This window comes from Gordonia ajococcus (assembly GCF_012974285.1).
GTDB classification, from domain to species: Bacteria; Actinomycetota; Actinomycetes; order Mycobacteriales; family Mycobacteriaceae; genus Gordonia; species Gordonia amicalis.
In genome coordinates, this window is the sequence record NZ_CP052884.1 from 1,528,277 (window position 1) to 1,554,310 (window position 26,034).

Genomic DNA, 26,034 nt, shown 5'->3' on the forward strand with positions numbered 1-26,034 from the left:
AGTCTGAATCACTGTGTCGCGAACGTCGCTGTCGGTGGTAACCGATTCCGTCACCGCGCGTGCCCCGTCGAAGGTGAACCTCCACCTGGGTGTGGGCCCGCGCCGGGCTGACGGGTACCACGATCTGGTCACCGTCTTCCAGGCGCTCTCGCTGCACGATGACGTCCGGGTCGCGCGCGCCCACGAGCTGACCGTCGCCGTCCGAGGTGAGGGTGCCGGTTCGGTGCCCGCCGATGCCTCCAATCTCGCGGCCCGCGCGGCGCAATCGCTGGCCGAGTGGGCGGACCGTTCGGCACACGTCGCCATCGAGATCGAGAAGACGATCCCGGTCGCCGGCGGCATGGCCGGCGGCAGCGCCGACGCCGCCGGAGCGCTCGTGGCGCTCGCGCATCTGTGGAAGCTCGACATCTCGCGTGACGAACTCGCCGAGATCGCCGCCGACCTCGGGAGCGACGTCCCGTTCGCGCTCCACGGCAACACCGCGCTGGGCACCGGACGCGGTGAGCAGCTGATGCAGGTGCTCTCCCGAGGCGAGTTCCACTGGGTGCTCGCCCTTGCGCGAGAAGGCCTGTCGACGCCGGCGGTGTACCGGGAACTGGACCGGCTGCGGGAGAGTCGTTCCGACGAGACCGATGACGACAGCGACTTCCTGCGTCGCCCCGACGATCTCATGCAGGCGCTCGCGTCGGGCAGCCCCCGCGCGGTGGCGCCGTTGCTGCACAACGACCTCCAGCCCGCCGCCCTCAGCCTGCAGCCGACGCTGCGCCGCACCCTCCGGGCCGGGGTGGATGCGGGAGCCCTCAAGGGGATCGTGTCGGGGTCGGGTCCGACGTGTGCGTTCCTGTGCGCGGACGAGCAGTCCGCCGTGAACGTGGCCGCCGAACTGTCGGGAGCCGGTGTCGCCCGTGCGGTCCGCACCGCGAGCGGCCCCGCACCGGGAACCCGCATCCAGGGCACCGACTGAAACCATCGCGTTGCGCTGACCTGGTCTTTCTCGGAGGTCATTACAGTTGTGCGGGTGCTCCGCAGACCACTGACCGCCGTGCTGACATCCGCCGTCGCCGTGCTCGTCGGCATCGGGTCGCTCACGTCGACGCCGCCGTCGACGGCCGCGGCCCCCGCCAACGGATTCGTGTTCACCACCCGCGACGTTCCCGACGACCAGCTACCGTCGGCCGCGGCCGCCGGTACCCGGCTTACCTATGCCACGCGGGACCAGCGTGGACGCCCGGCGATGGCGAGCGGCGTCTACTGGGTCCCGCGCGGCACACCGCCGCCGGGCGGATGGCCGGTGGTGTCCTGGGCGCATGGGACCGTCGGTATCGCCGACGAGTGCGCACCCACGAAGCACCGGTTGGGTGACGGGGTCGAAGCACCCGTGCGGGCCGCGCTGGAAGCCGGCTACGCGGTGACGGCCACCGACTACGCCGGACTCGGATCCGCCGGGGAGACCGACTATCTCGGCGGCGCGGCCGCGGCGTACTCGGTCATCGACATGATCCGCGCGGCCCGGTCGGTCGACGCCGCCCTCGGTGGCTCCTGGGTGTCGGTCGGGCATTCCCAGGGCGGACACGCGGCACTGCATGCGGCGCACCGCGCACCGTCGTACGCTCCGGAATTGCCGGTCAAGGGGGCGGTCGCGATCGCTCCGGTGTCGTCGTTGGAGAACCTGTTCGGTCTCTTCGGACCGCGCGTACCCGGACTCGGCACCCTCAACGTTCTGAGCGCCCCGTTTCTCTACACCCTGGCAGGTCTGGACCATTCGCAGCCCGAACTCGGGGTCGGGGACTTCCTCACCGACAGCGGCAAGCGGTTCCTGGACCGGTCGCGCGCCCGCTGCAACGGTGATGTCGTCGACGCGCTGCGGTCGGTGTCGCCGGGATCGCTTGTCGCATCGTCGTTCACGAAGGACCAGAAGTTCCGCGACGCCCTGCGGGCCTACGCCGAGGTTCCGACCGCCGGCTACCCGGCGAAGGTGACCATCGCGCACGGACTCCTCGACCCGGTGCTGCCGTATCCACTGAGCCGTTCACTGCGGTCGGCGATGAGCCGCGACGGCACCGACGTCGACCTGAAGACCTACGCGCGCGCCGACCACAGCAGCGTCGTCGACGGCTCGCTACCCGACGTCATGACCGCCATCCGGGAGGCGTTCGCGCGGTAGGTCACTCGATGGCCTCGCCGAGCTCCATCCAGCGCTCCTCGAGTTCGGCGAGTTCGGACTCCATCTCCCGGATGCGTTCGGTCTCGGCGGACAGGCCCTGGTAGTCGGCCTGGTCGTGGTCGGCGAGGGCGGTGCGTGCCTCGTCGATCTTGCTGTGCAGCTTGTCGATCCGGCGTTCCAGCGACGCCAGCTCCTTGTTCGCGGCCCGCAGTTCGGCCCCGCTGAGCGCGGAGGTGGGCGCGGAGGTGGGCGCGGAGTGCGCCGATGCAGACGACTCGCCGGAGTTCGACGCCGTGGCGGAAGCCGATGCCTTCTGCTGTGCCGCACGGAGTTTCAGGAACTCGTCGACGCCACCGGGTAGATGGCGCAATTTGCCGTTCATCACGGCGAACTGCTGGTCGGTGACGCGCTCGAGGAAGTACCGGTCGTGTGAGACGACGATGAGGGTGCCGGGCCAGGAGTCCAGAAGATCCTCGAGGGCGGCGAGCATGTCGGTGTCGAGGTCGTTGGTCGGCTCGTCGAGGATGAGCACGTTGGGGGCGTCGAGCAGGATGAGCAGCAGCTGCAGACGACGCTTCTGACCACCGGACAGGTCGCGCACCGGGGTGGAGAGCTGGGCGCTGTCGAAACCGAGACGCTCGAGCAGCTGCGACGGGGAGAGTTCCTGCGCCTTCGATCCCGAACCGAATGTGTAGGTGGTCTGCAGCTGTGAGATGACCACGCGCACCGGGTCGTCGAGGTAGCGGTTCAGGTCGTCGAGCCGCTGGGTGAGGGTGGCGACCTTGACGGTCTTGCCGCGCTTGACCCTTCCCCCGGTCGCCGCGACCGTCCCGGCGATGAGCCCGAGCAGGGTCGATTTGCCCGCACCGTTGACGCCGAGGATGCCGGTGCGTTCGCCCGGCGCCAGTCGCCATTCGACGCCGTCGAGGACGTTCCGGTCGCCGTAGGAGACCGACACGTCGAGCAGGTCGACGACGTCCTTGCCGAGGCGCGCGGTGGCCAGCGACTTCAGGGCGACGGTGTCGCGGACCGGCGGGACGTCGGCGATGAGGGCGTTGGCCGCGTCGATGCGGAACTTCGGCTTGGAGGTGCGGGCGGGCGCACCGCGGCGCAGCCAGGCGAGTTCCTTGCGGGCCAGGTTCTGACGGCGCGCTTCGATCGCCGCGGCCTGCCGGTCACGCTCGACGCGCTGCAGGATGTAGGCGGCGTACCCGCCCTCGAACGGTTCGACGATCCGGTCGTGGACCTCCCAGGTCATGGTGCAGACCTCGTCGAGGAACCAGCGGTCGTGGGTGACGACCAGCAGCCCGCCGGCATTGGCGGGCCAGCGGCGCTTGAGGTGATCGGCGAGCCAGGTGATGGCCTCGACGTCGAGGTGGTTGGTCGGCTCGTCGAGCGCGAGGACGTCGTACTCGCCGGCCAGGAGCCGGGCCAGCGACACCCGGCGGCGCTGACCGCCGGACAGCGAACCCGTGGTGGCCGTCCACTCGACGTCGCCGAGCAGTCCGCCGATGACGTCCCGGACACGCGGGTCGCCGGCCCATTCGTGTTCGGGCCGGTCCCCGACGACGGCATGACCGACGGTTTCGTCGTCGTCGAACCGGTCGACCTGGTCCAGGACCCCCACACGCACTCCGCCACGCACCGTGACGCGTCCGGAATCGGGTTGTTTGCGACCGGCGAGCATCGCGAGCAGGCTCGACTTGCCGTCGCCGTTGCGTCCGACGATGCCGATACGGTCGCCCTCGTTGACGCCGAGGGACACCGAGTCGAAGACCTTGGTCGTCGGGTATTCCAGGCCTAGGGTTTCCGCGCCGAGAAGATGAGCCACGCCGACCAGGTTAGTGACCGGCCCGGCGCGGGTTACCGGCGGATCGCGCCGTTGATCATCATGGCGATCGCGAGCGCCCCCGCCTGGTTGACGTGATAGGGAAGCGCGATCCGATTCGACAACGCGCTCTCGTACCAGGGATTGATCAGATTGCACGGGTCATGACCGAGCGACCCGCGATTGGCGTCGACGAAAGCACCGCCGACCTTGGTCGTCGCGCGCAGGAGAGCGTCGTTGGCGCGGTAGAACACCTGACGCATCCATCGAGCGTCGGGGTCGCTGAGCGGGATCAACGGCCAGCACCCGCTGTTACCGATGAACCCGCCGAGACCGACGACGATGATCTGCGCGCGGGGAGCCTTCTGGCGGATCGCCCGCAGCGCCGGGGTGACACGGTTCTCCATGAGCTGGACGCGCCACCGCACCTCGTTCTCGAGCCGCGGGTTGTGCCGGCAACGTCGATCCGTGAGCGGCTGGCGGATCGCGCACTGCGCGAGGATCGCGGCCCACTGCATGTCGTTGCCGCCGATGCTGACGGTGATGAGTTGGGCGTCGCGGGGGACCAGGTTCAGCTGGACCGCCTTCGCCCCGCGCGAGGTGTGCTGTGCGGCGCGATAGAGGTGCGCCGACTGCGCCCCGGCGCACGACGTGTCGACGAAACGCCGTGGCAGCGTCATCGCCGCCACGTATTTCGGATAGTTGAGCGCCGACCGCTTACAACCGTCGAAGTACTCGGGTGTCGGCGTGAAGAATCCGCCCGAGGCCCGCGAATCACCCATCGCGATGTACGGGCCGCCGGTGTAGCGCACGGGCGCAGCCTGCGCGGGGGATGCCGTCGCGGCCACCAATGCTGTCACGAACGCGGTGATCAAGACCGCTGCCAGGGCGCGCACCCCGCGCCGATACTCCCGCACCAAAGATCCCCGCACTTTCCACGTCCCGACCCCGCTGCTTTGCTCAGCGAATATTAAGGCAAGCAGATCACGCGTGTGCACGGAGTGCGTTTTCGGTGCTGCTTCTCGGCACTGATGTCGCACTCGGCGGGAGCAGCGTTACGGCGGAACCAAGAAGGGAGTCGATGCGTCCAAGAATGCATGGTGATTTCGACCGCGCTCCGCACCCTCGCTCTCTCGCACGACGGCGTGGTCACCATCGATGAGGCGCGCGAGCACGGCCTCAGCAACGGTGCCGTCGGGCGTCGGGTGAAGTCCGGAGAATGGGTGCGCGAGGCGCACGGGATCTATCGTCTGGCCGATCACCCGGTCACCAGCCGTACGCGAACTCGGATCGCGACACAATCGGTGTCTCGCGATGCGGTACTCAGCGGACTTGCAGCAGCGTGGTGGCACGGTGTCGCGACCAAACGGCCCGCCGTTGTCACCGTTACCGGTCCCAAGAGTTGGAAGGGCGCGACGGTGAAAGGCAGAAAAGTCATCCGCCGAACACTCGACTCCGCTGACGTCGTCGACCACAAGGGCTTGCGCGTGACGGCGCTCCCACTGTCGGTCCTCGAAGGCGCCGTCGAGGGGAACATGGATGTCCTCGACCGCGCAGTGCAACGCGAGAAGGTGACCGTCGACGCGCTCGTCGAGACGTTCCAGCGTCGTCGTAAACGCAAGGGCGCCGCCGAGATGGCGAAGATGCTGGTGCTCGTCGGGTCGGGTGCACGGTCTGCCGCGGAGCGGCTGGCGGTCGACGCGTTCGAGCAGCACGGAATCACCGGCTGGATCGCCAACCATCCTGCAGCGGGCTATGTCATAGATTTCGCCTTCACCGAGAAGAAGGTGGCCGTCGAGATCGACGGCATGGCCTATCACCGCGACGCCGAGGTCTTCCGTTCGGACCGGGCACGGCGCAACGCGCTGATCACCGCTGGGTGGACGGTCCTCAACTTCACCTGGGCAGACCTGCTGGAAAGGCCGGGTTACGTTGCAGCGCAGGTCGAGTACACCTTACGCCGAACGCAGAGTGCGGGATGAGTGCCGGAAAACAGCACGCATCCCGCACTCTGCGGAAGCGGGAACCTAGAGCCCCAGATCCTTGGCGATGATCGTCTTCATGACCTCGCTGGTGCCGCCGTAGATGCGCGAGACGCGGGTGTCGGCGTACAGGCGGGCGATCGGGTACTCGAGGACGTAACCGTAACCGCCGTGCAGCTGCAGGCACTTGTCGATGACCTTGCCGGCGGTCTCGGTGGCGAACAGCTTGGCGCGGGCGGCGTCCGGGACGGTCAGCTCGCCCGCGTTGTGCAGCTCGAGAGCGCGGTCGACGATCGCGCGGATCGCCTCGACCTCGGCCGAGCACTCGGCGAGCACGAACTTGGTGTTCTGGAAGGCCGCGACCGGTTTGCCGAAGACGTCGCGTTCCTTCGTGTAGGCGATCGCGTGCTGTACGGCCGCGGCGGCGGTGGCCGACGCCCCGATCGCGATGGTGAGGCGTTCCTGGGCGAGGTTGTGGCTCAGGTACTTGAAGCCCGCGCCCTCGTCGCCGAGGAGGTCCTCGACCGGCACCTTCACCGAGTCGAAGGACAGTTCGGCCGTGTCGGAGGCCTTCAGTCCGATCTTCTCGATCTTGCGGCCGACCGAGAACCCCTCGGACTTGGTGTCGACCACCAGGATCGACAGTCCCGCACGACGATTCTCGGGATCGAAGGGGGTGGTGCGGGCGACGACGAGGATGCGGTCGGCGAGCGCGCCACCGGTGATGAAGGTCTTGGCGCCGTCGAGCACGTAATGCGAGCCGTCCTCGGACAGCTTCGCGGTGGTCGCGATGTTCGCGAGGTCCGAGCCGGTGCCGGGTTCGGTCATCGCGATCGCGAACATGATCTCGCCGGAACAGAATCCGGGGATCCAACGCTCCTTCTGCTCCTGCGTCCCGTACTCCATCAGGTAGGGGAGGATCAGGTTCGAGTGCACCGAGTAGCTGCCGAAGGTGACGCCCGCCGCGGAGGTCTCCTCGGCGATCACCAGGGAGTAGGTGAAGTCGGTGACGCCACCGCCGCCGAACTCCTCGGGGGCCTCGATGCCCAGGACGCCGAGATCGCCGAGCCGGTTGTAGAACTCGCGCGGCGGATGGCCCTGCTTCTCCCAGTCGTGGTAGACGGGTACGACTTCCTTGGCGATGAAGTCCCGGATCGTCTTGCGGAAGGCCTCGTGGTCCTCGGTGAAGATGCGACGCTGCATGGTGATTCCTAAAGTGTTGGGGAAGTGAAGGATTGGTTACTGCTCGCGGTACTCGCGCAGGAGTCCCCTGGAGATGATCTGCTTCTGGATCTCGCTGGTGCCCTCGCCGATGAGCAGGAAGGGCGCATCACGCATCAGGCGTTCGATCTCGAACTCCTTGGAGTAGCCGTAGCCACCGTGGATGCGGAAGGACGCCTGGGTGACCTCGGCGCAGTACTCGCTGCACAGGTATTTGGCCATACCCGCGGCGACGTCGTTGCGTTCCCCGGAGTCCTTCAGCCGGGCGGCGTTGACCATCATCAGGTGCGCGGCCTCGACCTTGGTCGCCATCTCGGCCAGCGAGAAGGCGATAACCTGATGTTCGGCGATGGGCTTGCCGAACGTGGAACGCTGCTGGGCGTACTTGACGCCGAGTTCGAAGGCGCGCTGGGCGATTCCGCACGCACGCGCGGACACGTTGACGCGACCGACCTCGACGCCGTCCATCATGTGCGCGAAGCCCTTGCCCGGCACCCCGCCCAGGATGTCGGTGGCCGGTGCGCGGTAGCCGTCGAAGACGAGCTCGGTGGTGTCGATTCCCTTGTAGCCCATCTTGTCCAGCTTGCGCGGGATGGTCACGCCCGGGACCACCTCACCGAAGCCGGCCGGCTTCTCGACCAGGAAGGTGGTCAGGTTCTTGTGCGGCTTCTCCTCGCCCTCCTCGGTACGGACAAGTGCCGCAACCAGAGTCGACGATCCGCCGTTGGTCAGCCACATCTTCTGTCCGTTGATGACGTAGCTGTCGTCACCGTCGCGCTTGGCGGTCGTCTTGATCGCCGCGACGTCGGAGCCGAGTTCGGGTTCGGACATGGAGAACGCACCCCGGACCTCGCCGGTGGCCATTCGCGGGAGGAACCGCTGCTTCTGCTCGTCGGTGCCGTGCTGACGCAGCATGTAGGCGACGATGAAGTGGGTGTTGATGACGCCCGAGACGCTCATCCAGCCACGTGCCAGCTCCTCGACGCAGAGGGCGTACGTCAGCAGCGATTCACCGAGGCCGCCGTACTCCTCGGGGATCATCAGGCCGAACAGTCCCATCTCGCCCATGCCGTCGACGATGGCCTGCGGGTATTCGTCCGCATGCTCGAGCTCCTGCGCATTGGGGATGATCTGTTTGTCGACGAAGGAGCGCACGTTGGCGACGATCTCCGTCTGGATCTCGGTGAGGCCCAGGGTCTGCGCGAGGCGGGTCATGGTGGTGGGTTCTCTCCCATGAGTAAGCGGTGCAGGTCGCACCGGCTGGCGGATGTGAGACGCAACGTACCCAAGCATGCCGTCCCGTGACCGCTGGAAGTAGACGCGATGCGCTAAGGGTGCGATAGCGCGAGCCAATGGTCGTCATGGAACGGCCGCGGCAGATTGTTCCGTGCCTAACTCTCGGATAGGGCCAGCCAATGGTGCCTGTTCGCAGCGCTGTGGCCCTCGACACATAGGCAGCTGTAGTCGGACCGTTCGCCGAGCGAACGTTGTGCCTCACATTGACGACAGTTTCAATCGAACGCAGATGTGATCCGCCCCACTGAATTCCCGGTCCATCTACTCTCAGACCATTCGCCTGAAAGAGGTTTCCCCCATGACGTCACGACCGCCTCCGGATCAGGCTCCGGCAAAGATCCCGCGGCAGCCCCCACTGCGCCCGACACCACCGATTTCGAGGTGACGCCAGGACGATTCGGCGGCGTCGGCCCGCTCGGCGAATCCCGGCTCACCGCATGGGGACTCACATCCCTGCTGGTCAGCCTGTATGTGATCAACTACGCCGACAAGGCCGTACTGGGCATCATCGCCAAGCCGCTGCGTGAAGAACTGGGTCTCAGCGCGTCCCAGATCGGACTCGTCGGAAGCCTGTTCTTCCTCACCTTCACCATCGGCGGCTTCTTCGCCGGCCTGCTCAACCGCTGGATGACGTTGCGCTGGTCGCTGGTCCTCCTCGGCCTGTGCTGGGCGGCGGCGATGTTGCCGCTGATCGCGGTGGCCGGTTTCGCGGTCCTGCTCATCAGCCGGCTCCTGCTGGGCCTGTCCGAAGGACCCACGTCGGCGCTGCTGCACACCGCCGCGTACGCATGGCATCCGCCGGCGCGTCGGGCGCTGCCCGGCGCTCTGCTGGCCGGTGCCGCATCGATCGCCAAGATCGCGATCGCCCCGCTCCTGACGGTCATCACCGTCAGCTTCGGCTGGCGCTGGGCGCTGTTCGTGCTCGCCGCCGCCGGTGCGGTCTGGGCCGTCGTGTGGCTGTCGACCTGGCGCCCGGGCCCCTACATCGCCGGCGGCAAGACCAAGAAGGTCGACGAGATGTAATGACCAGGGACGTTGTGGACGGTGTGGCGCCAGTGAATAGGTGAGGACCTCCGGTATCGGTGTGGTTACCACAACACACGCCGCTACCAAGAGGTCCTCATGTCCCACGCTAATGCCTTACTGACCCCAAAGGGGCGTCTGAAACTCGCTTCGGTGATCATCGATGAGGGCTGGTCGATCCGCCGAGCCGCCGAACGGTTCCAGTGCTCGCCCACCACAGCCAAGAAATGGGCCGACCGCTATCGGGACGGCGGGCCCGCGGCGATGGCTGATCGATCCAGCCGACCCCACCGCAGCCCCAATCGGACCCCCACACGCTGCGAACGGCGAATCATCAACCTGCGCTTCACCCGCCGCTGGGGACCACACCGCATCGCCTACCACCTCCAACTGCCCTGCAGCACCGTCGGAGCGGTGTTACGCCGGTATCAGATGCCGCTGCTACGGCATCTCGACCACAACACGGGCTTGGTCGTCCGCCGGCCTCGACCACGCCGTTACGAGCATCCAGAGCCCGGCGACATGATCCACGTCGATATCAAGAAACTCGGCCGGATCCCCAACGGCGGCGGACACCGCAAACTCGGACGCACGATCGGTAACCGCAACGACAAGAAGAACGGTCGTGGCTACGCCTTCGTTCATCACGCCGTCTGATGACCACACCCGACTGGCCTACTCCGAGATCCTCGGCGACGAACGTAAAGAGACCGCCGCCGGATTCTGGTCGCGTGCGAACGCCTACTTCAACAGTCACGGAGTCACCGTCAAACAGGTACTCACCGACAACGGATCCTGCTACCGCTCACACCTTTTCAAGCAAACCCTGGGTCCCGAGATCACGCACAAACGTACCCGTCCGTACCGACCACAAACCAATGGCAAAGTCGAACGATTCAACCGGACGCTGAACCAGGAATGGGCCTACGCCCAGACCTACCTGTCAGACGAGGCCCGCGCCCAGACCTACCAGGACTGGGTTCATCACTACAATCACCACAGACCCCACACAGCCATCGACGGCAAATCACCCATCGAGCGACTCGCCGTCCACAACCTCCCTGGGAAGAACAGCTACAGCCAGCTGCAGTCCGGTTCGATGTTCGCCTTCCCGTCGATCGTCGGTCTCGCACTTATGCTCCTCAGCTCGATCACCAGCGACCGGATGATCACCAAGGGTGCGTCGCCGCGGGTGCTCCGCGTCGTCGTCCCGTCGGTGGGCGTCCTGATCTCCGGTGTCCTGCTGTTCCTGCTGCCGTCGATCAGCACCCCGATGGTGTGTGTCCTGATCCTGTCGGTCGGCTACGGCTTCGCCGCCATGGTGTTCCCGCTGCTCAACGCCGCGATCGCAGAGATCTGCCCGCCCCGTCAGACCGCCGGCACCCTCGGTGTCTTCCTGGCGATCATGGCCATCGGCGGCCTCGTCGCGCCGTACGCCACCGGCGCCATCGTCGACGCCGCGGCGACGCCTGCCGAGGGTTACGCCACCGCGTTCCAGGTCCTCGGACTGGTCGCATCGGTCTGCGCCGTGCTGGCCCTGATCTTCGCCAACCCGGCGCGCGACCGCACACGCCTGCGTCCGCATGCGGTGCTCACCGCCTGAGGCGACGCTTCTTTCATAGGCAGCACCTCATCGTCCGTGAGCGGGAATCGACTTGTCCGCCAGACCACTTCGTGGTCGGCTCGACAGGACGGGTGATTTCCGCTCACGGACGTCCTCGGTTCCACAACTGAAACTCCCTCATCCACTGCCCGACATCTTTAGGAGACCTCATGCGCGATGCAGTGATCGTCGACGCCGTCCGCGCCCCGATCGGACGCCGCCGCGGAGCCCTGTCCGGAATCCATCCGGCCGACCTGTCCGCCCACGTCCTCGAGGCTCTCGTCGAGCGGACCGGCGTCGATCCCGCGATCGTCGACGACGTCGTGTGGGGTTGTGTCAGCCAGTCGTCGGAGCAGGCCGGCAACATCGCCCGCACCGCGATCCTCGCGGCCGGGTGGCCGGAGTCCGTACCCGGCACCACTGTCACCCGCGCCTGCGGGTCGAGCCAGCAGGCCGTCAGCATGGCTGCCGCCGCGGTCATCTCGGGCCAGCAGGATGTCGTCATCGCCGGTGGTGTGGAGTCGATGAGCCGGGTCGCGATGGGCAGCTCGGCCCCCAACGGCGAACACCAGCCCGCCACCGTCCTCGACCGCTACGGCATCGACAAGTTCAGCCAGGGTCTCGGCGCGGAGACGATCGCCGCGAAGTGGGGATTCGACCGCACCCGCGTCGACGAATATTCCCTGCGCTCACACGAACTCGCGGCCGCCGCCGTCGACCGCGGTGCGTTCGACGGTCAGCTGGCGCCCATCTCCGGGGTGCTCGAAGGTGACGAGGGCATCCGCCGCGGTGGCACCCTGGAGTCGCTCGGCAAGCTCAAGCCCGCGTTTGCCGAGGAAGGCGTCATCCACGCCGGCAACTCCTCGCAGATATCCGACGGCTCGGGTGCACTCCTGATCATGTCGTCGGAAACAGCGAAATCGCATGGCCTGACCCCGATCGCGCGCATCCACACCGCGGTGGTCGCGGCCGACGACCCGGTCGTCATGCTGACCGGCCCGATCCCGTCGACCGCCAAGGCGCTCAAGCGTTCCGGTCTGTCGATCGACGACATCGGCGCCTTCGAGATCAACGAGGCCTTCGCGCCCGTGCCGCTGGCCTGGCAGGCCGAGACCGGCGCCGACATCGAACGGCTCAACCCGCTCGGCGGCGCGATCGCCGTCGGCCACCCCCTCGGCGGTTCGGGCGCGATCCTGATGACCCGCCTCGTGCACCACATGCGCGACAACGGGATCCGCTACGGCCTGCAGTCGATGTGTGAGGCCGGCGGCATGGCCAACACCACCATCCTGGAACTCCTCTGATCCCGCCCCCACCCGAAGCCAGACAGCACTGAAAGGCACATCAGCACAATGGAACTCAAGGGACTCTCCGTCGCGATCACCGGTGGCGCCTCCGGCCTGGGGCTCGCCACCGCCAAGCGCGTCATCGACGCCGGCGGCCTGGTCACCCTGATCGATCTGCCCACCTCCGACGGACAGGCCGTCGCCGACGGCCTGGGTTCGGCGGCGAACTTCGCCGCCGCCGACATCACCGATGCCGAACAGTTCGCGGCCGCTCTCGATGTCGCCGACGAGCGCGGCGGCCTGCGCGGACTCGTGCACTGCGCCGGCGCGGGCCGTCGCATGCGGATCCTCGACAAGGACGGCAAGGCCGGGTCGGCGGAGGACTTCGAGTTCGTCATCAAGCTGAACCTCGTCGGGTCGTTCCACGCACTGTCGCTGGGTGCCGAGCGCATCGCGCGCCTCGAACCCATCGACGGCGAGCGTGGCGCCATCATCATGACGGCCTCCGTCGCGGCCTTCGAGGGGCAGATCGGCCAGATCAACTACTCGGCCTCCAAGGCGGGCATCGTCGGCATGACCCTCGTGGCCGCACGCGACCTGGCCAGCAAGCTGATCCGCGTCAACACCATCGCGCCCGGCACCATGGACACCCCGCTGCTCGCTCGCCTGCGCGAAGACGTGCGGGCCTCGCTCGCGGCCAGCATCCCCAACCCGTCGCGCCTCGGCCGTCCCGACGAGTTCGGACAGCTCGCGGCGAACATCCTGGAGAACGCCTACCTCAACGGTGAGACCATCCGGCTCGACGGTGCTATCCGCATGGCACCGCGATGAGCGGCGTGTCGCCGACGACGCTCACCTATCCGGACACGAGCATGGCGGTGCTGCCGGCAAGTATGGCAGCGCTGTACGGCGACCGCGCGGCAGTCGTCGACGGAGACACGACGCTGACCTACGCCGAACTCGACGCGCGTTCGGCGGCGGTGGCGTCGGCCCTTCGGTCGGCGGGCGTCGCCGAACGTGACGTGGTGCTGATCTATCTCACCAACAGCATCGAATTCGTTGTCGCCTACTACGGTTCGCTGCGAGCCGGTGCCACCGTCACGCTCGTCAACCCGTTGCAGCCGGTGCCCGGCCTGCACCGGCAGATCGTCGAGACCGGCGCGGTGGCGGCCTTCACGCAGGTCGAGCAGTCCGGTCGACTGCTGTCGGCGGCCGTCGATTCATCGCTGACCACCGTGGTGGTCGTGGACGGGTCCGTCGAGGCTTCGGTTGGCGTGCGGGCGATCTCGCTCGAGGAGTTCACCGCCGGGCACTCGGACGCCCCCGCCGTCTCCGTGTCCTCCGGCGACGTCGCACATGTGGCGTTCACCGGTGGGACGACGGGCGTTTCGAAGGGTGTTCGGGTGCTGCACCGCAACGTCCTCGGCAACGTCACGCAGATGATCGGTTGGCGTGCGGGGCACGCGATCGAGGTCGGCGACGACGGTCTGTTGCGGTTGACACCGCGCGAGGGTTCCGACCGTGGAGTGGTTCCGGGCGATGCCGCGACCGTCGTCGTGTCGCCGCTGTTCCACGCGCACGCGCTGATCAACATGTCGTTCCTGTTGCTCTGCGGCGCAACCCATGTGTTCGCCGGACGGTTCGAACCCGGACGGATGCTCGCCCTGATCGAGCGGTACCGGGCGTCGTATGTGACCGGCAGCCCGGCGATGTGGCATGCGCTGGCAGTCCACCCCGACGTCGAGTCGCGTGACCTGACGTCGGTGCGGGTGGTCTCGTCGGGCGCCGCTCCGATCGACCTCGTGACGCTCGGAGAACTCGAGAAGGCTTTCCCCGCAGCGGCGATCGTCGAAGGCTACGGACTCACCGAGGCGACCTGCCTGGTGTCCTCGGCACCGCTCACGGCCGAGGGCCAGTACCGGCTCGGCAGCGTCGGACTGCCGACCTTCGACACCGAGGTCGAGATCCGCGCCGCCGGTGACCCGGCCGTCGTCCTGCCGGCGGGGGAGCGGGGACAGCTCTGGGTCCGCGGGCCGCAGGTCACGGACGGTTATCTCGGTCATCCCGACCAGACCGCGGAACAGTTCGTCGACGGGTGGCTCGACACCGGCGACATCGCCTACCGCGACGCCGACGGCTACATCTACATCTGCGACCGCGCCAAGGACATGCTGATCTACAAGGGCTACAACGTGTATCCGCGGGAGCTCGAGGAGATCCTGGTGACCCACACCGATGTCGCGGCCGCCGCGGTGGTCGGTCGTGAGGCCGGGCCCGTCGGCCAGGAGCCGGTGGCGTTCCTGGTCCCCAAGGCCGGTCACGACATCGACGAGGACGCGGTCGCCGCGTTCGTCGCCGAACAGGTGTTGCCCTACAAGAAGATCCGCGACGTCTTCGTCGTCGACGAGTTGCCGACCTCGGCTGCCGGCAAGATCCAGAAGGTCGCCCTGCGGGAGCGTCTGACACACTCCTGACCTGCTCCGAAGAAGGGCCCGTCCCCACCGAGGTGAGGACGGGCCCTTGTCGTCGTGAGCTCAGCGCTGGGCGTTCTTGGCGCCCTGCTTGTAGAGGTTGCGGCCGATGATGAGGCGCTGGATCTCGCTGGTGCCCTCGTACAGTCGGAGCAGACGGACCTCGCGGTAGATGCGTTCCACCGGGACGTCGCGCATGTAGCCGCTGCCGCCGTGGATCTGGACGGCGAGGTCGGCGACCTTGCCCACCATCTCGGTGCAGTAGAGCTTCGCAGCCGAGGGCGCGAGACGACGGTCGGTGTTGTCGACCCAGGCACGGGCGGCGTCGCGGACCAGGGCCCGCCCGGCCATCACGCCCGTCTGCTGATCGGCGAGCATGGCCTGCACCAATTGGAACTCACCGATCGGTTCACCACCCTGGGTGGAGGTGGCCGCCCAGGCGATCGACTCGTCGAGTGCGCGCTGAGCGGTACCGACCGACAGTGCGGCGATGTGCACGCGACCGCGGGCGAGGGACATCATCGCGGCCTTGTAACCGACGTCCTCGCTGCCGCCGACGAGGGCCGAGTTCGGGACGCGAACGCCGTCGAAGTGCACATCGGCGGTCCAGGCGCCCTCCTGACCCATCTTGCGGTCCTTCGCACCGACGGTCAGACCGGCGGAGTCGGCCGGGACGAGGAACACCGCGATGCCGGTGCCGTTCTCGTCGGCCGGGCGGGTGCGCGCGAACACCACGAACAGGTCGGCCAGCGGAGCATTGGTGACGAAGCGCTTCTCGCCGCTGATGACCCAGTCGTCGCCGTCGCGGACGGCTTTGGTGCGCAGGCCGGCGGGATCCGACCCGGCGCCCGGTTCGGTCAGCGCGAACGACGCGACGACCTCACCGGAGGCGATCTTCTCCAGCCAGGCAGCCTTCTGTTCGTCGGTGCCGAAGTTCACCAGCACCTGACCGGCGATGCCGTTGTTGGTGCCGAACATCGACCGCAGCGCGAGGGAGGTGTAACCGAGTTCCATCGCCAGTTCGACGTCCTGGGTCAGGTCGAGTCCGAGTCCGCCCCACTCCTGGGGGATCGCGTATCCGAAAAGACCCATGTCCTTGGCGGTTTGGCGGATGTCCTCGGGAATCGCGTCGGTGTCCAGGATCTCCTGCTCGCGCGGTACGACGACCTCCCGAACGAACTCTCGGGTCGCCGCCAGGATGTCGGCGAAGTCTTCCGCGCTCACCTGGGAGGTCGCGGTTGCTGGTTGCATCACTCCGGTCATGCTGCCACTCTTGCGCGTCCACGGTGAGGGGTCCAATACGAAAGCGGGATCGCTCCGATAGCCGTTGCGTATGAAACGGAGGCGTTCGGCGCCGGAAATGCGGGTTAGATTACTGCCATAACCCGGCGCCTCACGCCGTCGGCGTTTGCACCAGAACCCCATGGGAAGGACCGAAGATGTCATCCACCACCGCCCAGCCGCTGCTCGAGGGGCGCACCGCCGTCGTGACCGGCGGTGCCCAGGGCATCGGCTTCGAGATCGCCCGGTCCTTCGTGGACGCGGGCGCCAAGGTGGTCCTGGGTGACCTCAACCTCGACGCCGCCCAGGCGGCCGCCGAGAAGCTCGGTGGTCGCGACGTCGCCCGTGCGGTGAAGTGCAACGTGGTGAACGGCGACGAGGTCGACGCTCTGCTCGCCGAGGCGGTCGACGGCTTCGGTTCGCTCGACGTCCTGGTCAACAACGCCGGAATCACCCGCGACGCCACGATGCGCACCATGACCGAAGAGGACTTCGACCTGGTGATCTCGGTGCACCTCAAGGGCACCTGGAACGGCACCCGCAAGGCAGCCGCGATCATGCGCGAGGCCAAGCGCGGTGCGATCGTGAACATCTCCTCGCTGTCGGGCAAGGTCGGCATGGTCGGCCAGACCAACTACTCCGCCGCGAAGGCCGGCATCGTCGGCATGACGAAGGCCGCCGCCAAGGAGATGGCGCACCACGGCGTGCGGGTCAACGCGATCCAGCCCGGCCTGATCCGCTCGGCGATGACCGAGGCGATGCCGCAGAAGGCCTGGGATCAGAAGATGTCGGAGATCCCCATGCACCGTGCCGGTGAGGTCGGCGAGGTCGCGAGCGTCGCCCTGTTCCTCGCCTCGGACATGTCGTCGTACATGACCGGCACCGTGCTCGAGGTGACCGGCGGCCGCTTCATGTGAGAGCTGTTCTCACCCAAACTCTTCCACCCGAGATTCTGCGAAAGGTCAACCATGCGAGACGTCGTCATCTGTGAGCCGGTACGTACCCCGATCGGCCGGTACGGCGGGATGTTCAAGAGCCTCACGGCGGTCGACCTGGGCGTGACCGCGCTCAAGGGTCTGCTCGAGCGCACCGGCCTGGACGCGGAGAAGGTCGAGGACGTGATCCTCGGGCACTGCAACGGCAACAGCGAGGCCCCGGCCATCGGCCGCGTCGTCGCCCTCGACGCCGGGCTCCCGATCACGGTGGGCGGCATGCACATCGATCGCCGATGTGGCTCGGGCCTGCAGGCCGTCATCCAGGCCGCCTACCAGGTGTCCTCGGGCGACAACGACCTCGTCGTCGCCGGTGGCACCGAGTCGATGAGCAACGCCTCGTTCTACTCCGTCGACATGCGCTGGGGCGGCGCGCGTACCGGAATCGCCATGCACGACAGCCTCGTCCGCGCTCGCTCGACCGCGGGTGGTAAGCACTACCCGGTGCCCGGCGGGATGATCGAGACCGCCGAGAATCTCCGCAAGGAGTACGAGATCTCGCGCGCCGAGCAAGACGAGCTCGCGGTCGAATCCCACACGCGCGCAGTGCGTGCACAGAAGGACGGTGTGCTGGCCGAGGAGATCATCCCGGTCACCGTCCCGGGCCGTGCCGGCGATCAGATCATCGACACCGACGAGCATCCGCGCCCCGACGTCTCCGTCGAGTCCCTGGCCAAGCTGAAGCCGATCATGGGCAAGTCCGACCCCGAGGCCACCGTGACCGCGGGCAACGCCAGCGGCCAGAACGACGCGGCGTCGATGGCGATCGTGACGACCAGCGAGGTCGCCGAGAAGCTCGGCCTGCGTCCGCTCGTCAAGCTCGTCTCATGGGGTCTCGCGGGTGTGCCGCCGCGCACCATGGGCATCGGACCGGTGGCGGCCACCGAGAAGGCACTGGCCAAGACCGGTCTGACCCTGGCCGACATCGACCTCATCGAACTCAACGAGGCCTTCGCCGCCCAGGCGCTCGCCGTGACCCGTGAATGGGGTTTCGGCCGTTTCGGTTCCGGAGGCGACTTCGACCGCACCAACGTGCACGGTTCGGGCATCTCGCTGGGCCACCCGGTCGGCGCGACCGGTGGCCGCATGCTGGCCTCGCTGGCCCGTGAACTGCAGCGCCGGGAGGCCCGCTACGGTCTCGAGACGATGTGTATCGGCGGCGGTCAGGGACTGGCCGCGATCTTCGAGCGGGTCTCCTGAGCGACCTCGATACGCGGCGTCCTCGCTCCGCTCGGTCGACGCTACTCGGCCGGCGGGTGGGGGCGCCGCGCTGCGTTGCGGTTGAGGCTACTCGGCCGGCGGGTGGGGCGCCGCGCTCCCTGATCCGAAGGAACGGGCACGGCACGCCACTGCTTCCTGAGGTGTGAGGAGCGATAGCGACGAGCCTCGAAGGGCCTGGTGAGTTGGTCTCGGCGCTACTCGGCCGGCGGATCGACCTGCGCGCGAACGAGTTCGACGAAGGCCTGACCCACGGGCGACAGGGACGCGGGGTCGAAGGCGATCGCGAACGGCCGGACGAAACGCGGTTCGGTCTCCCGGATGACGACGCGGTCCGCGGCCGTCTCGGCCATCGAACGTTCCAGCAGGGTGCCGCCGATACCGGCCAGCACCATCGGGAGTCGTTCCTCCCGATGCTCGGAGAGCACGGCGAGTGGTGGCCGGACCCCGCCGACGCGGATGGCCTCCTCGAGTTCGTCGGCCACCGAGTGCCCGCGCGGGACGAACACCATCGGCACCGCGGGGAGATTTCCCAGTGGGATCGGTCCGTCGGGAACCACGGCGTCCTCGGGATAGACGAGGACGTACTCCTGCTCACCGAGAACGATGACCTCGAGCGCGTCGCCGGCGATGGGCAGGTGGGCGACGGCGAATTCGCAGTGACCGTCCTCGATGGACGACGCCGCCCGCGTCTCATCGCGTAATTCGCCGAGCCGCACCGACACTCGCGGATAGGCGGCGCGGAAGCGGGCGATGAGGTCGACGACCGGACCGACCGCCGTCGCCGGTGAGGCGAGCAGGTCGAGATGACCGGTGAGTTCATCCTCCTCGGCCGCGAGGAGATCGCCCACGGCGTCGACGTCGCGGATGATCTGGCGCGCCGGACCGACCATCGTGCGGCCGGCCGCCGACGGGACCATGCCACGACCGATGCGGTGGAACAGCTGCACGCCGAGTTCGCGTTCGAGGGCGCGCAATGCCTGCGAGACCGTCGGCTGCGCGACGCCCAGCGCGGTGGCGGCACCGCCGATGCCCTGGTTCTCGACCACGGCGAGGAAGTATTCGACCTGGCGTAATTCCATGGTGGCCTACCAGTCCCGGGTCTCGGTCGGCTCCGGGCTCAGGCCGGAGTGGGCCCGGGCCGCGGAGATGAAGGCGAGGGCCGCCGGCGAGAGGAGTCCCGAGCGCAGGACGAGTCCCCACGGCCGTGTCAGCGGCGGATCGAGCGCGAGCTGCCGGACACCGGCGAGCTGTTTGTCGGCGACGATGCGCGGCACAACCGTTGCGGCCGTGCCGCGTTCGACGAGATTCCAGATCGCCGCCGGCAGCGGACAGTCGACGACGACGTTGCGCGCGGCGTCGTCGATGAGGTCGGCGAAAAGGGTCGCGGTGTGCTGGTCGCTGTGGTCGATGACCAGCGGCACCGAGCGGATGGCACTGCGCGACACGGTGTCCGGGAGTCCTGCGGCCAGCGCGTCGGGTGCGGCCACCACCAGTTCCTGCTCCGTCATCGGGATGGCGGAGAACGTCGCGTGTTCGGCGGATGAGTCGATGACGCCGATCTCGGCAGCGCCGGATCGCAATGCGGAGAGCACACCCGCCGGACCGTCGGCGGCGAGGACTCGCACCGCGAGACTCGGGAAGCGCTCCCGGAACAGGCGGACGACGTCGACGAGGGGATCGATGCTGAATGCCGCATACGTCACCACGTCGACACGCCCGGCCTGCAGTTCGCGCACCGCGTCGACCTTCTGCTTCGCACGCTCGACGTCGGCGAGGATGCGCCTCGCCGCGTCGTCGAGCTTGCGTCCGGCCTCGGTGAGTTCGAGGCGCCGTCCGGTCCGGTCGAAAAGGGTCACACCCAGACGCTTCTCGAGCGTCCGGATGGCCTGCGACAACGAGGGCTGCGAGATGTAGAGCGACTGGGCGGCCTTCGTGATCCCACCGTGGTCGACGACTGCGACGAAGTAGGTCACGAGGTGCAGGTCCACCTCAGTCACTCTAGTGATCGGCCTTTCCCGCGATCAGCGGCCCTTCCACTGTGATGATCAGCGGCCCCGCCACTGGGGTGCGCGCTTCTCGGCGAACGCCTTGGCACCCTCCTGTGCGTCCTCGGACGTGAAGACCGGGGTGAGGTACTCCCACTGCTTCTTGATCAGGTCGGTGTCGGTGTACTTGATGGCCATCGAGGTGACCTGCTTGGTTGCACGCACCGCAAGCGGTCCGTTGGCGGCGATCTTCGCGGCGAGTTCGCGCGCACCGTCGAGGGCCTCGCCGGGCTTGGTGACCTTGTTGACCAGTCCGAAATGGTGGGCGCGCTCGGCGGTGAGCGGGTCACCGGTCAGGGCGAGCTCCATCGCGACCTGGTACGGGAGGATCTTGGGCAGGCGCAGGAGGCCGCCGGCGGCTGCGGCGAGACCGCGCTTGACCTCCGGGATGCCGAACTTGGAGTTCTCGGCGGCGACGACGAGGTCGGCGGACAGCGCGAGCTCGCAACCACCGGCGAGGGCCCAGCCCTCGACCGCGGCGATCAGCGGCTTGCTCGGCGGGGCCTCGGTGAGGCCACCGAATCCGCGGCCCTTCAGCGAGACCTGCTCGCCGCGCGTGAACGCCTTGAGGTCCATGCCCGCGCAGAACGTACCGCCGGCGCCGGTGAGGATGCCGATGGTGAGGTCGTCGCGCGACTCGAGTTCGTCGATGGCCGCGGCGATGCCCTCGGACACCTCGAGGTTGACGGCGTTCTTCGCCTCGGGACGGTTGATCGTGATGACGGCGACGCCGTCGGCGAACTCGGTGAGCACGGCGCTCATTGGGGATTCTCCTCTGTGTAGTGAATTGCGGAAGGCGAACTGCTCGTGTGGTGTTCGGACACCGTCGCCAGCGACCACCGGACGGGCTCGATCGCGTCGTCGGCGAGGTCGGCCTCGGTCGGGGCGGGCGTCGATGACAGGATTCCACGCTCACTCAGGACCAGCAGGTGAGCGTCGGTCTCGCGCAGCGCGAGGCGTTTCATCGTGAGGTTGAGGTCGCTGAACGGCCGGGACCAGCGGACGGCCTGGGTGATCTCCCACGCGGTGGACTCGGGACGCGCGGCGACCGCCTCGGTGATCTCGGTGAGCCGTTCCTCGTGATGAGACAGCAACCCGGTGACCCGGGCACCCAGACCGCGGAACCGGTATTCGTGGGAGGGCAGGGCCTCGTGGTCTCGCATCCGCTCGGTGTTCGCCAGGGAGACGAGGTAGTCCGCGAGCGGGCTCTGGGTCTGCATCGGGCTGGTCGAGACGTTGGGGCTGATCCGCGGCAGCAGGTGGTCGCCGGTGAAGATGACTCCCGCGTCGTCGTCGGCGAAACAGAGGTGGCCCGGGGTGTGACCGGGCGTCCAGATGGCGCGCAGGTTCCAGCCGGGGATGTCGAGGGGGGCGTCCGCGGTCAGCTCTCGGTCGACGGTCCGGCCGTCGGGTAGCCGGACGAAGTCGACGAGTCCGAGTCCGGCGACGTCGGCCGGGGCACCCAGCACGCGCAACTCCCACCGGGCCTCGTCGAGCTGACGTTCGACCTCGTCGTCGGAGTGATAGCGCAGGTGGCAGGCATCGTCGCGGTGCATCAGCAGCTCGGCGTCGGTGTGCTCGAGCAGCCTCGGGACGAGGCCGAAGTGGTCGGGATGGAAGTGCGTGATGGCCGCCGAGCGCACGTCGGTGACGTCGTGGCCGGTGCCCCGGATGCCGTCGACGAGCGCCTGCCACGACTCGTCCGACGGCCAGCCCACGTCGATGAGCGCGAGACCGCCGTCGGGCAGCGCGAGGGCGTAGACCAGGACGTACCGCAACGGGTTGGGACCCATCGGCACCGGGATCGACCACAGCCCCGGCCGCACTTCTTCGACCGGCGGGAGCACCTTGTCGGCCCAGGCCTGCTGCTGGAGCCGACCGGTCACCTCGATCGTGGTCATCCGACCTCCTGGGCTGTCATCGTCGCGGCGCACCCGATGGCTGTTGCGGTGCGTAACAGTCATCCGATCACGAGAGGCCGGTGACGCTCAAAGTGGGGGCGGCTCAGGCGCCGTGAGGAACTACCTATGGATCGAAGGTTTGCGCTGACGATGACCCACCCACCGCGACGCGACGATCGATCCCGACCCGCTCCAGGAACCCGGCATCGTGCGAGACGACGAGCAGCGCGCCATTCCACCTCTCGAGCGCGCCGACCAGCTGGGTGACCGTGTCGAGGTCAAGGTTGTTGGTCGGTTCGTCGAGGATCAGCAGCCTCGGGATCGGGTCCCCGAGCAGCGCGTCGGCGAGGCCGACGCGCAACCGCTCACCGCCGGAGAGCTCCTCGAGCGCACGGTCGGCGCGGGCGCCGCGGAACAGGAACCGCGCCAGATGCGAACGCACCTCCTGAGTGCCGTTGTCCGGGTGATGCGCGGACACCAGGCCGGCGACCGACAGCGACGGGTCGTCGAAGACGATCTGCTGCGGCACATACGCATACGGCACCGCGATGGCCTCGCGTGCGATGAGGTCCGCGATCAGCGTCGACTTCCCGCATCCGTTGGGCCCCACGAGCGCGATCCGTTCCGGACCATCGATCCGCAACCGATCATCGGTGACGACCTGGGTGCGTGGCGCCAGTTCGACCTCCGGCACCACGATCCCGGCGGTGCGCTCGTCCCGGATCTCCTCGCGTGCCCCGTCCAGACGGGAAGCGGCCGCCGCGACGTCGTCACGATGGGTGTTGCGCAGCTTCCCGGCCGACACCTGGGCCTCGCTTCGGCGCTTGTGCGCGATGATCTTCGGCACCCGCTTCTCCCGTTCGGCGGTCGCCGCGGTGCGGGCGCGGCGATCGAGCTTGATCCGGGCGTCGACCAGCTCACGGCGCTGTCTTCGCAGATCGCCGGCCGCGTTGGCGACCGCGGCCTCGGCGGCCTCCTGCTCGGCGTCCACGATGTCGCGGTGGTGCGAGTACGGACCACCGAACACGCGGACCCGCCCCCGGTACAACTCGAGTGTCGCGTCGACGCGCTCGAGCAGTTCGAGATCGTGACTCACCACGACCACCGTGCCGGCGAAGGTGTCGATGGCATCGAAAAGCCTTGTTCGCGAGCCGGTGTCGAGGTTGTTCGTCGGTTCGTCGAGGAGCAGTACCGACGGTCGGCGCATGAGCGCGGCGACGATCGACAACAGCGTCGCCTCGCCACCGGACAGGGCGCCGACCCGCCGATCGAGATCGGCGGGCAGACGCATCTGTTCGAGGAGTCCGATCGCCCGTTCGTCGACGTCCCAGTCGTCGCCGACGGCATCGAAGTCGGCGGGGTCGACAGACCCGCCCTCGATGCGACGGATCGCGTCGCGGATGCCGTCGATCCCGAGCGCTGCGGACACGGTCGATCCCGGGTCCGACTGCGGGTCCTGCGGAACGATCCCGACCTCCGGTGCGGGCCCGGTGCCGGCGATGCTGACACTGCCCGATGCCGGGCGCAGGCGCTGCGCGATCAAGCCGAGCAACGTCGATTTACCCGCACCGTTGGCGCCGATCAACGAATACGTCGACGCACCCAGCGTGAGGTTGAGGTGATCGAAGACGACGGTGCCGTCGGGCCAGCTGAACGAGACGTCGGACAACACGATCGACGATCCCGGAGAAGACGGGGACTGCGCAGAAGAGGGCAGGGCAGTGGACACGAGAACTCCTGAAGTGGTTCGGATTCACCGACGGGTGTCTCATCGACATCGCGCGTCGGCGGGGGCCACTTCAGTTCTTCATCGGGTGGGATCACTCCTCGTGTCGCCGGCAACTGCGGAGTTCACCGTAGTAGATGTCCTCGGGTCTGCCAACGCGTTTTTCCCCGGTCTCATTCCGGTGCGATGAACCCGGACCTCCGGCACCGCTACGGTTGAGGGCATGTCCTTCATTCGCACCTCGGTGTCCAACGGCGTCGGTGAGATCGTCCTCGACCGGCCGAAAGCCCTGAACGCGCTGGACCAGACCATGATCGACGACATGTACGCCACGCTCGGCGAGTGGGGTGACGACGACTCGATCGAGACGGTGCTCGTCACCTCGGCCGGCGACCGCGCGTTCTGCGCGGGCGGTGACATCCGTGCGATACGCGATTATTCGCTCGACGGGGACACCACGGCGATCACGCGCTACTTCAACAGCGAGTACCGCCTCGACCAGATGGTCGCCGACTACCCCAAGCCCTATGTCAGCCTGATCGACGGCGCGGCCATGGGCGGCGGCCTCGGCATCAGCGTCCACGGCGAGATCCGGGTGGTGACCGAGAAGGCGATGATCGCGATGCCCGAGACCGCGATCGGATTCTTCCCCGACATCGGCTCCACCTACTTCCTCCCGCGGTTGCCCGAGGGTGTCGGCATGTGGCTGGGCCTCACCGGGGCCCGTATCCGCGGGATCGACGCGGTGGCCGTCGGCCTGGCAACGCATTTCGTCGCGTCGGCCGATCTGGCCGGAGTCGCCGAATCGATCCGTTCCGGCGATCCCCTTGCCGATGCGCTGGCGTCGTCGGGGACCACCGAGACCAGCGACGTCCCGCTGCGCAAGATCGGGGAGTACTTCGCCGACGACAACGTCAGCGCGATCGTCGGCGGCCTGCGCGGTGCGATCGGCGACGACTGGGCCGCGGAGATGATCGGCCTGCTGGAGAAGGCCTCACCCACCAGCCTGTGGGTGACGGCCGCGATGATCAACGTCGGCGCGCAGTCGGGGATCGACGAGTGCTTCGATCGGGAACTGCATGCGGCGCAACAGATCACGGCGACCAACGACTTCCGCGAGGGAGTGCGCGCGGTGCTGGTGGACAAGGACCGCAACCCGTCTTTCGACCCCGCCGCCATCGACGACGTCGACCCGGCGGTGGTCGCGCGGATCGTGGGTGCGTGAGCCGAAACCCCTACGGAGTGACCTGGAACCGTCCGGACAGGACGACTGTCGACGGGGTGCCGGCGTCGGGTCTCCGGCTCGTCGACGACTCGTCGGTGTCGTAGGCGACGTCGTCGTCGGGCGCGAACGGATTGGCGTCGACGCGGGCGGCCTCCGGGCACGTGAACGAACCCGCGGCGAGTTTGCCCGACATCCCGCTGATGCTGAGCCGGCACGCCGAGGACTGGTGGTAGACACCGTCGACCGAGACCCCGATCTGGGCATTGATCGGTGTGGTCAGGGGGCCGGCGGTGGGGCGTGGTCCGCCACCGGCGGGCGGGACGGTGCCACCGGTCAATTCGCTGACGGGGAACTCGATCTGGGCGCCGTCGGTCCCGGTTCCCTTGAACACGAACAACAGCGAATCCGGCGGGACATCGGGCCGCGCCGGACCCCACCGCGCGAACTCGTAGCAGGTGGTCGCTTCCTCGGAGGTCTCGCGGTTGCCGGCTGCCGGGAGACCGGCCGTCGTGGCTGCCTGTTCGGTGATCGCGATCCGGATGTCGCCGGAACGGAAGTCGAGGCCGTGGCCGCCGCGGTCGACATTGCCCTGTAGCGGTTTCTCGGCGCATTTCGCGGGATCGATCGGCCGTGCGGTCGGGGTGGGTGCGACGCTCGTCGACGTCGCGGCCGGCGGCTGACCGCCGGCGCAGCCCGAGATCAGGAGCGCCGTCGCGGACACCACGATCAGCGCCCCGACACCACGGGTGCGTACGAGGTGACGCCTCAT

The 26,034-nt window shown here is 67.9% G+C and carries 20 protein-coding genes and 3 pseudogenes; 12 read left to right on the forward strand and 11 right to left on the reverse strand.

Annotated features, from left to right (window positions below):
• Positions 1–13 precede the first annotated feature (13 nt).
• Both GAA2_RS06985 and GAA2_RS06990 read left to right on the forward strand, forming a co-directional pair.
• The gene (locus tag GAA2_RS06985; RefSeq protein WP_159405153.1) at positions 14–964 is read left to right on the forward strand and encodes a 4-(cytidine 5'-diphospho)-2-C-methyl-D-erythritol kinase; all 951 of its coding nucleotides are present in this window, start codon (positions 14–16) and stop codon (positions 962–964) included.
• 54 nt (positions 965–1,018) lie between these two features.
• A complete protein-coding gene (locus tag GAA2_RS06990) occupies positions 1,019–2,164 on the forward strand; it encodes an alpha/beta fold hydrolase (RefSeq protein ID WP_024497862.1) in 1,146 nt (381 codons plus the stop codon).
• Position 2,165: 1 nt separating this feature from the next.
• Here GAA2_RS06990 and GAA2_RS06995 read toward each other — a convergent pair whose 3' ends face one another.
• Both GAA2_RS06995 and GAA2_RS07000 read right to left on the reverse strand, forming a co-directional pair.
• Complete coding sequence (locus GAA2_RS06995; RefSeq protein WP_159405152.1) at positions 2,166–3,995, reverse strand: ABC-F family ATP-binding cassette domain-containing protein; 1,830 nt, start codon at positions 3,993–3,995, stop codon at positions 2,166–2,168.
• 32 nt (positions 3,996–4,027) lie between these two features.
• Positions 4,028–4,924 carry an SGNH/GDSL hydrolase family protein gene (locus GAA2_RS07000; RefSeq protein WP_081712387.1) on the reverse strand — a complete coding sequence of 299 codons (897 nt, stop codon included), beginning with the start codon at positions 4,922–4,924 and terminating at the stop codon, positions 4,028–4,030.
• A gap of 165 nt (positions 4,925–5,089) precedes the next feature.
• Between GAA2_RS07000 and GAA2_RS07005 the strand changes: the two genes are divergently transcribed.
• A complete protein-coding gene (locus GAA2_RS07005) occupies positions 5,090–5,974 on the forward strand; it encodes a type IV toxin-antitoxin system AbiEi family antitoxin domain-containing protein (protein ID WP_024497859.1) in 885 nt (294 codons plus the stop codon).
• Between the two features lie 45 nt (positions 5,975–6,019).
• On the opposite strand, the gene GAA2_RS07010 is transcribed toward GAA2_RS07005, so the two are convergent.
• Positions 6,020–7,177 carry an acyl-CoA dehydrogenase family protein gene (locus GAA2_RS07010; RefSeq protein ID WP_024497858.1) on the reverse strand — a complete coding sequence of 386 codons (1,158 nt, stop codon included), beginning with the start codon at positions 7,175–7,177 and terminating at the stop codon, positions 6,020–6,022.
• A gap of 36 nt (positions 7,178–7,213) precedes the next feature.
• Positions 7,214–8,410, reverse strand: a complete 1,197-nt coding sequence (locus GAA2_RS07015; RefSeq protein ID WP_024497857.1) for an acyl-CoA dehydrogenase family protein — start codon at positions 8,408–8,410, stop codon at positions 7,214–7,216.
• Between the two features lie 462 nt (positions 8,411–8,872).
• Here GAA2_RS07015 and GAA2_RS07020 point away from each other — a divergent pair.
• The 6 genes and pseudogenes from GAA2_RS07020 to GAA2_RS07045 form a co-directional block, all read left to right on the forward strand.
• A pseudogene (locus tag GAA2_RS07020) lies at positions 8,873–9,499 on the forward strand (MFS transporter); the annotation flags it as partial.
• A gap of 114 nt (positions 9,500–9,613) precedes the next feature.
• A pseudogene (locus tag GAA2_RS07025) lies at positions 9,614–10,583 on the forward strand (IS481 family transposase); the annotation flags it as partial.
• 6 nt (positions 10,584–10,589) lie between these two features.
• Positions 10,590–11,117: pseudogene (locus GAA2_RS07030) on the forward strand (MFS transporter); the annotation flags it as partial.
• A 170-nt stretch (positions 11,118–11,287) separates the two neighbouring features.
• The gene (locus GAA2_RS07035; protein WP_096273560.1) at positions 11,288–12,421 is read left to right on the forward strand and encodes a thiolase family protein; all 1,134 of its coding nucleotides are present in this window, start codon (positions 11,288–11,290) and stop codon (positions 12,419–12,421) included.
• 48 nt (positions 12,422–12,469) lie between these two features.
• The gene (locus GAA2_RS07040) at positions 12,470–13,234 is read left to right on the forward strand and encodes an SDR family NAD(P)-dependent oxidoreductase (RefSeq protein ID WP_096273562.1); all 765 of its coding nucleotides are present in this window, start codon (positions 12,470–12,472) and stop codon (positions 13,232–13,234) included.
• Positions 13,231–14,877, forward strand: a complete 1,647-nt coding sequence (locus tag GAA2_RS07045; RefSeq protein ID WP_096273564.1) for a class I adenylate-forming enzyme family protein — start codon at positions 13,231–13,233, stop codon at positions 14,875–14,877. The genes GAA2_RS07040 and GAA2_RS07045 overlap by 4 nt, the downstream gene beginning before the upstream one ends.
• A 60-nt stretch (positions 14,878–14,937) precedes the next feature.
• On the opposite strand, the gene GAA2_RS07050 is transcribed toward GAA2_RS07045, so the two are convergent.
• Positions 14,938–16,137 carry an acyl-CoA dehydrogenase family protein gene (locus GAA2_RS07050; protein WP_096273566.1) on the reverse strand — a complete coding sequence of 400 codons (1,200 nt, stop codon included), beginning with the start codon at positions 16,135–16,137 and terminating at the stop codon, positions 14,938–14,940.
• A 176-nt stretch (positions 16,138–16,313) separates the two neighbouring features.
• On the opposite strand from GAA2_RS07050, the gene fabG reads away from it, so the two are divergent.
• A complete protein-coding gene (gene fabG / locus GAA2_RS07055; protein WP_006437055.1) occupies positions 16,314–17,072 on the forward strand; it encodes a 3-oxoacyl-ACP reductase FabG in 759 nt (252 codons plus the stop codon).
• Between the two features lie 51 nt (positions 17,073–17,123).
• Positions 17,124–18,347, forward strand: coding sequence for an acetyl-CoA C-acetyltransferase (locus GAA2_RS07060; protein WP_096273569.1), 1,224 nt, complete (start codon positions 17,124–17,126; stop codon positions 18,345–18,347).
• 215 nt (positions 18,348–18,562) lie between these two features.
• Here GAA2_RS07060 and GAA2_RS07065 read toward each other — a convergent pair whose 3' ends face one another.
• From GAA2_RS07065 to GAA2_RS07085, 5 genes are all read right to left on the reverse strand, one after another.
• Positions 18,563–19,447 (reverse strand): LysR family transcriptional regulator, encoded by an 885-nt coding sequence (locus tag GAA2_RS07065; RefSeq protein WP_006437053.1) that lies wholly within the window; start codon positions 19,445–19,447, stop codon positions 18,563–18,565.
• A 6-nt stretch (positions 19,448–19,453) separates the two neighbouring features.
• Positions 19,454–20,356 (reverse strand): LysR family transcriptional regulator, encoded by a 903-nt coding sequence (locus GAA2_RS07070; protein ID WP_040004820.1) that lies wholly within the window; start codon positions 20,354–20,356, stop codon positions 19,454–19,456.
• Positions 20,357–20,413: 57 nt separating this feature from the next.
• Positions 20,414–21,175 carry a crotonase/enoyl-CoA hydratase family protein gene (locus GAA2_RS07075; RefSeq protein ID WP_006437051.1) on the reverse strand — a complete coding sequence of 254 codons (762 nt, stop codon included), beginning with the start codon at positions 21,173–21,175 and terminating at the stop codon, positions 20,414–20,416.
• Positions 21,172–22,314, reverse strand: a complete 1,143-nt coding sequence (locus tag GAA2_RS07080; protein WP_096273571.1) for an MBL fold metallo-hydrolase — start codon at positions 22,312–22,314, stop codon at positions 21,172–21,174. Before GAA2_RS07080 ends, GAA2_RS07075 begins: the two co-directional genes overlap by 4 nt.
• Before the next feature lie 124 nt (positions 22,315–22,438).
• A complete protein-coding gene (locus GAA2_RS07085) occupies positions 22,439–24,043 on the reverse strand; it encodes an ABC-F family ATP-binding cassette domain-containing protein (protein WP_096273573.1) in 1,605 nt (534 codons plus the stop codon).
• A 220-nt stretch (positions 24,044–24,263) separates the two neighbouring features.
• On the opposite strand from GAA2_RS07085, the gene GAA2_RS07090 reads away from it, so the two are divergent.
• Positions 24,264–25,265, forward strand: coding sequence for an enoyl-CoA hydratase/isomerase family protein (locus GAA2_RS07090; RefSeq protein ID WP_096273575.1), 1,002 nt, complete (start codon positions 24,264–24,266; stop codon positions 25,263–25,265).
• Between the two features lie 10 nt (positions 25,266–25,275).
• Here the strand turns inward: GAA2_RS07090 and GAA2_RS07095 are convergent, their stop codons facing one another.
• A complete protein-coding gene (locus GAA2_RS07095) occupies positions 25,276–26,034 on the reverse strand; it encodes a hypothetical protein (protein ID WP_096273577.1) in 759 nt (252 codons plus the stop codon).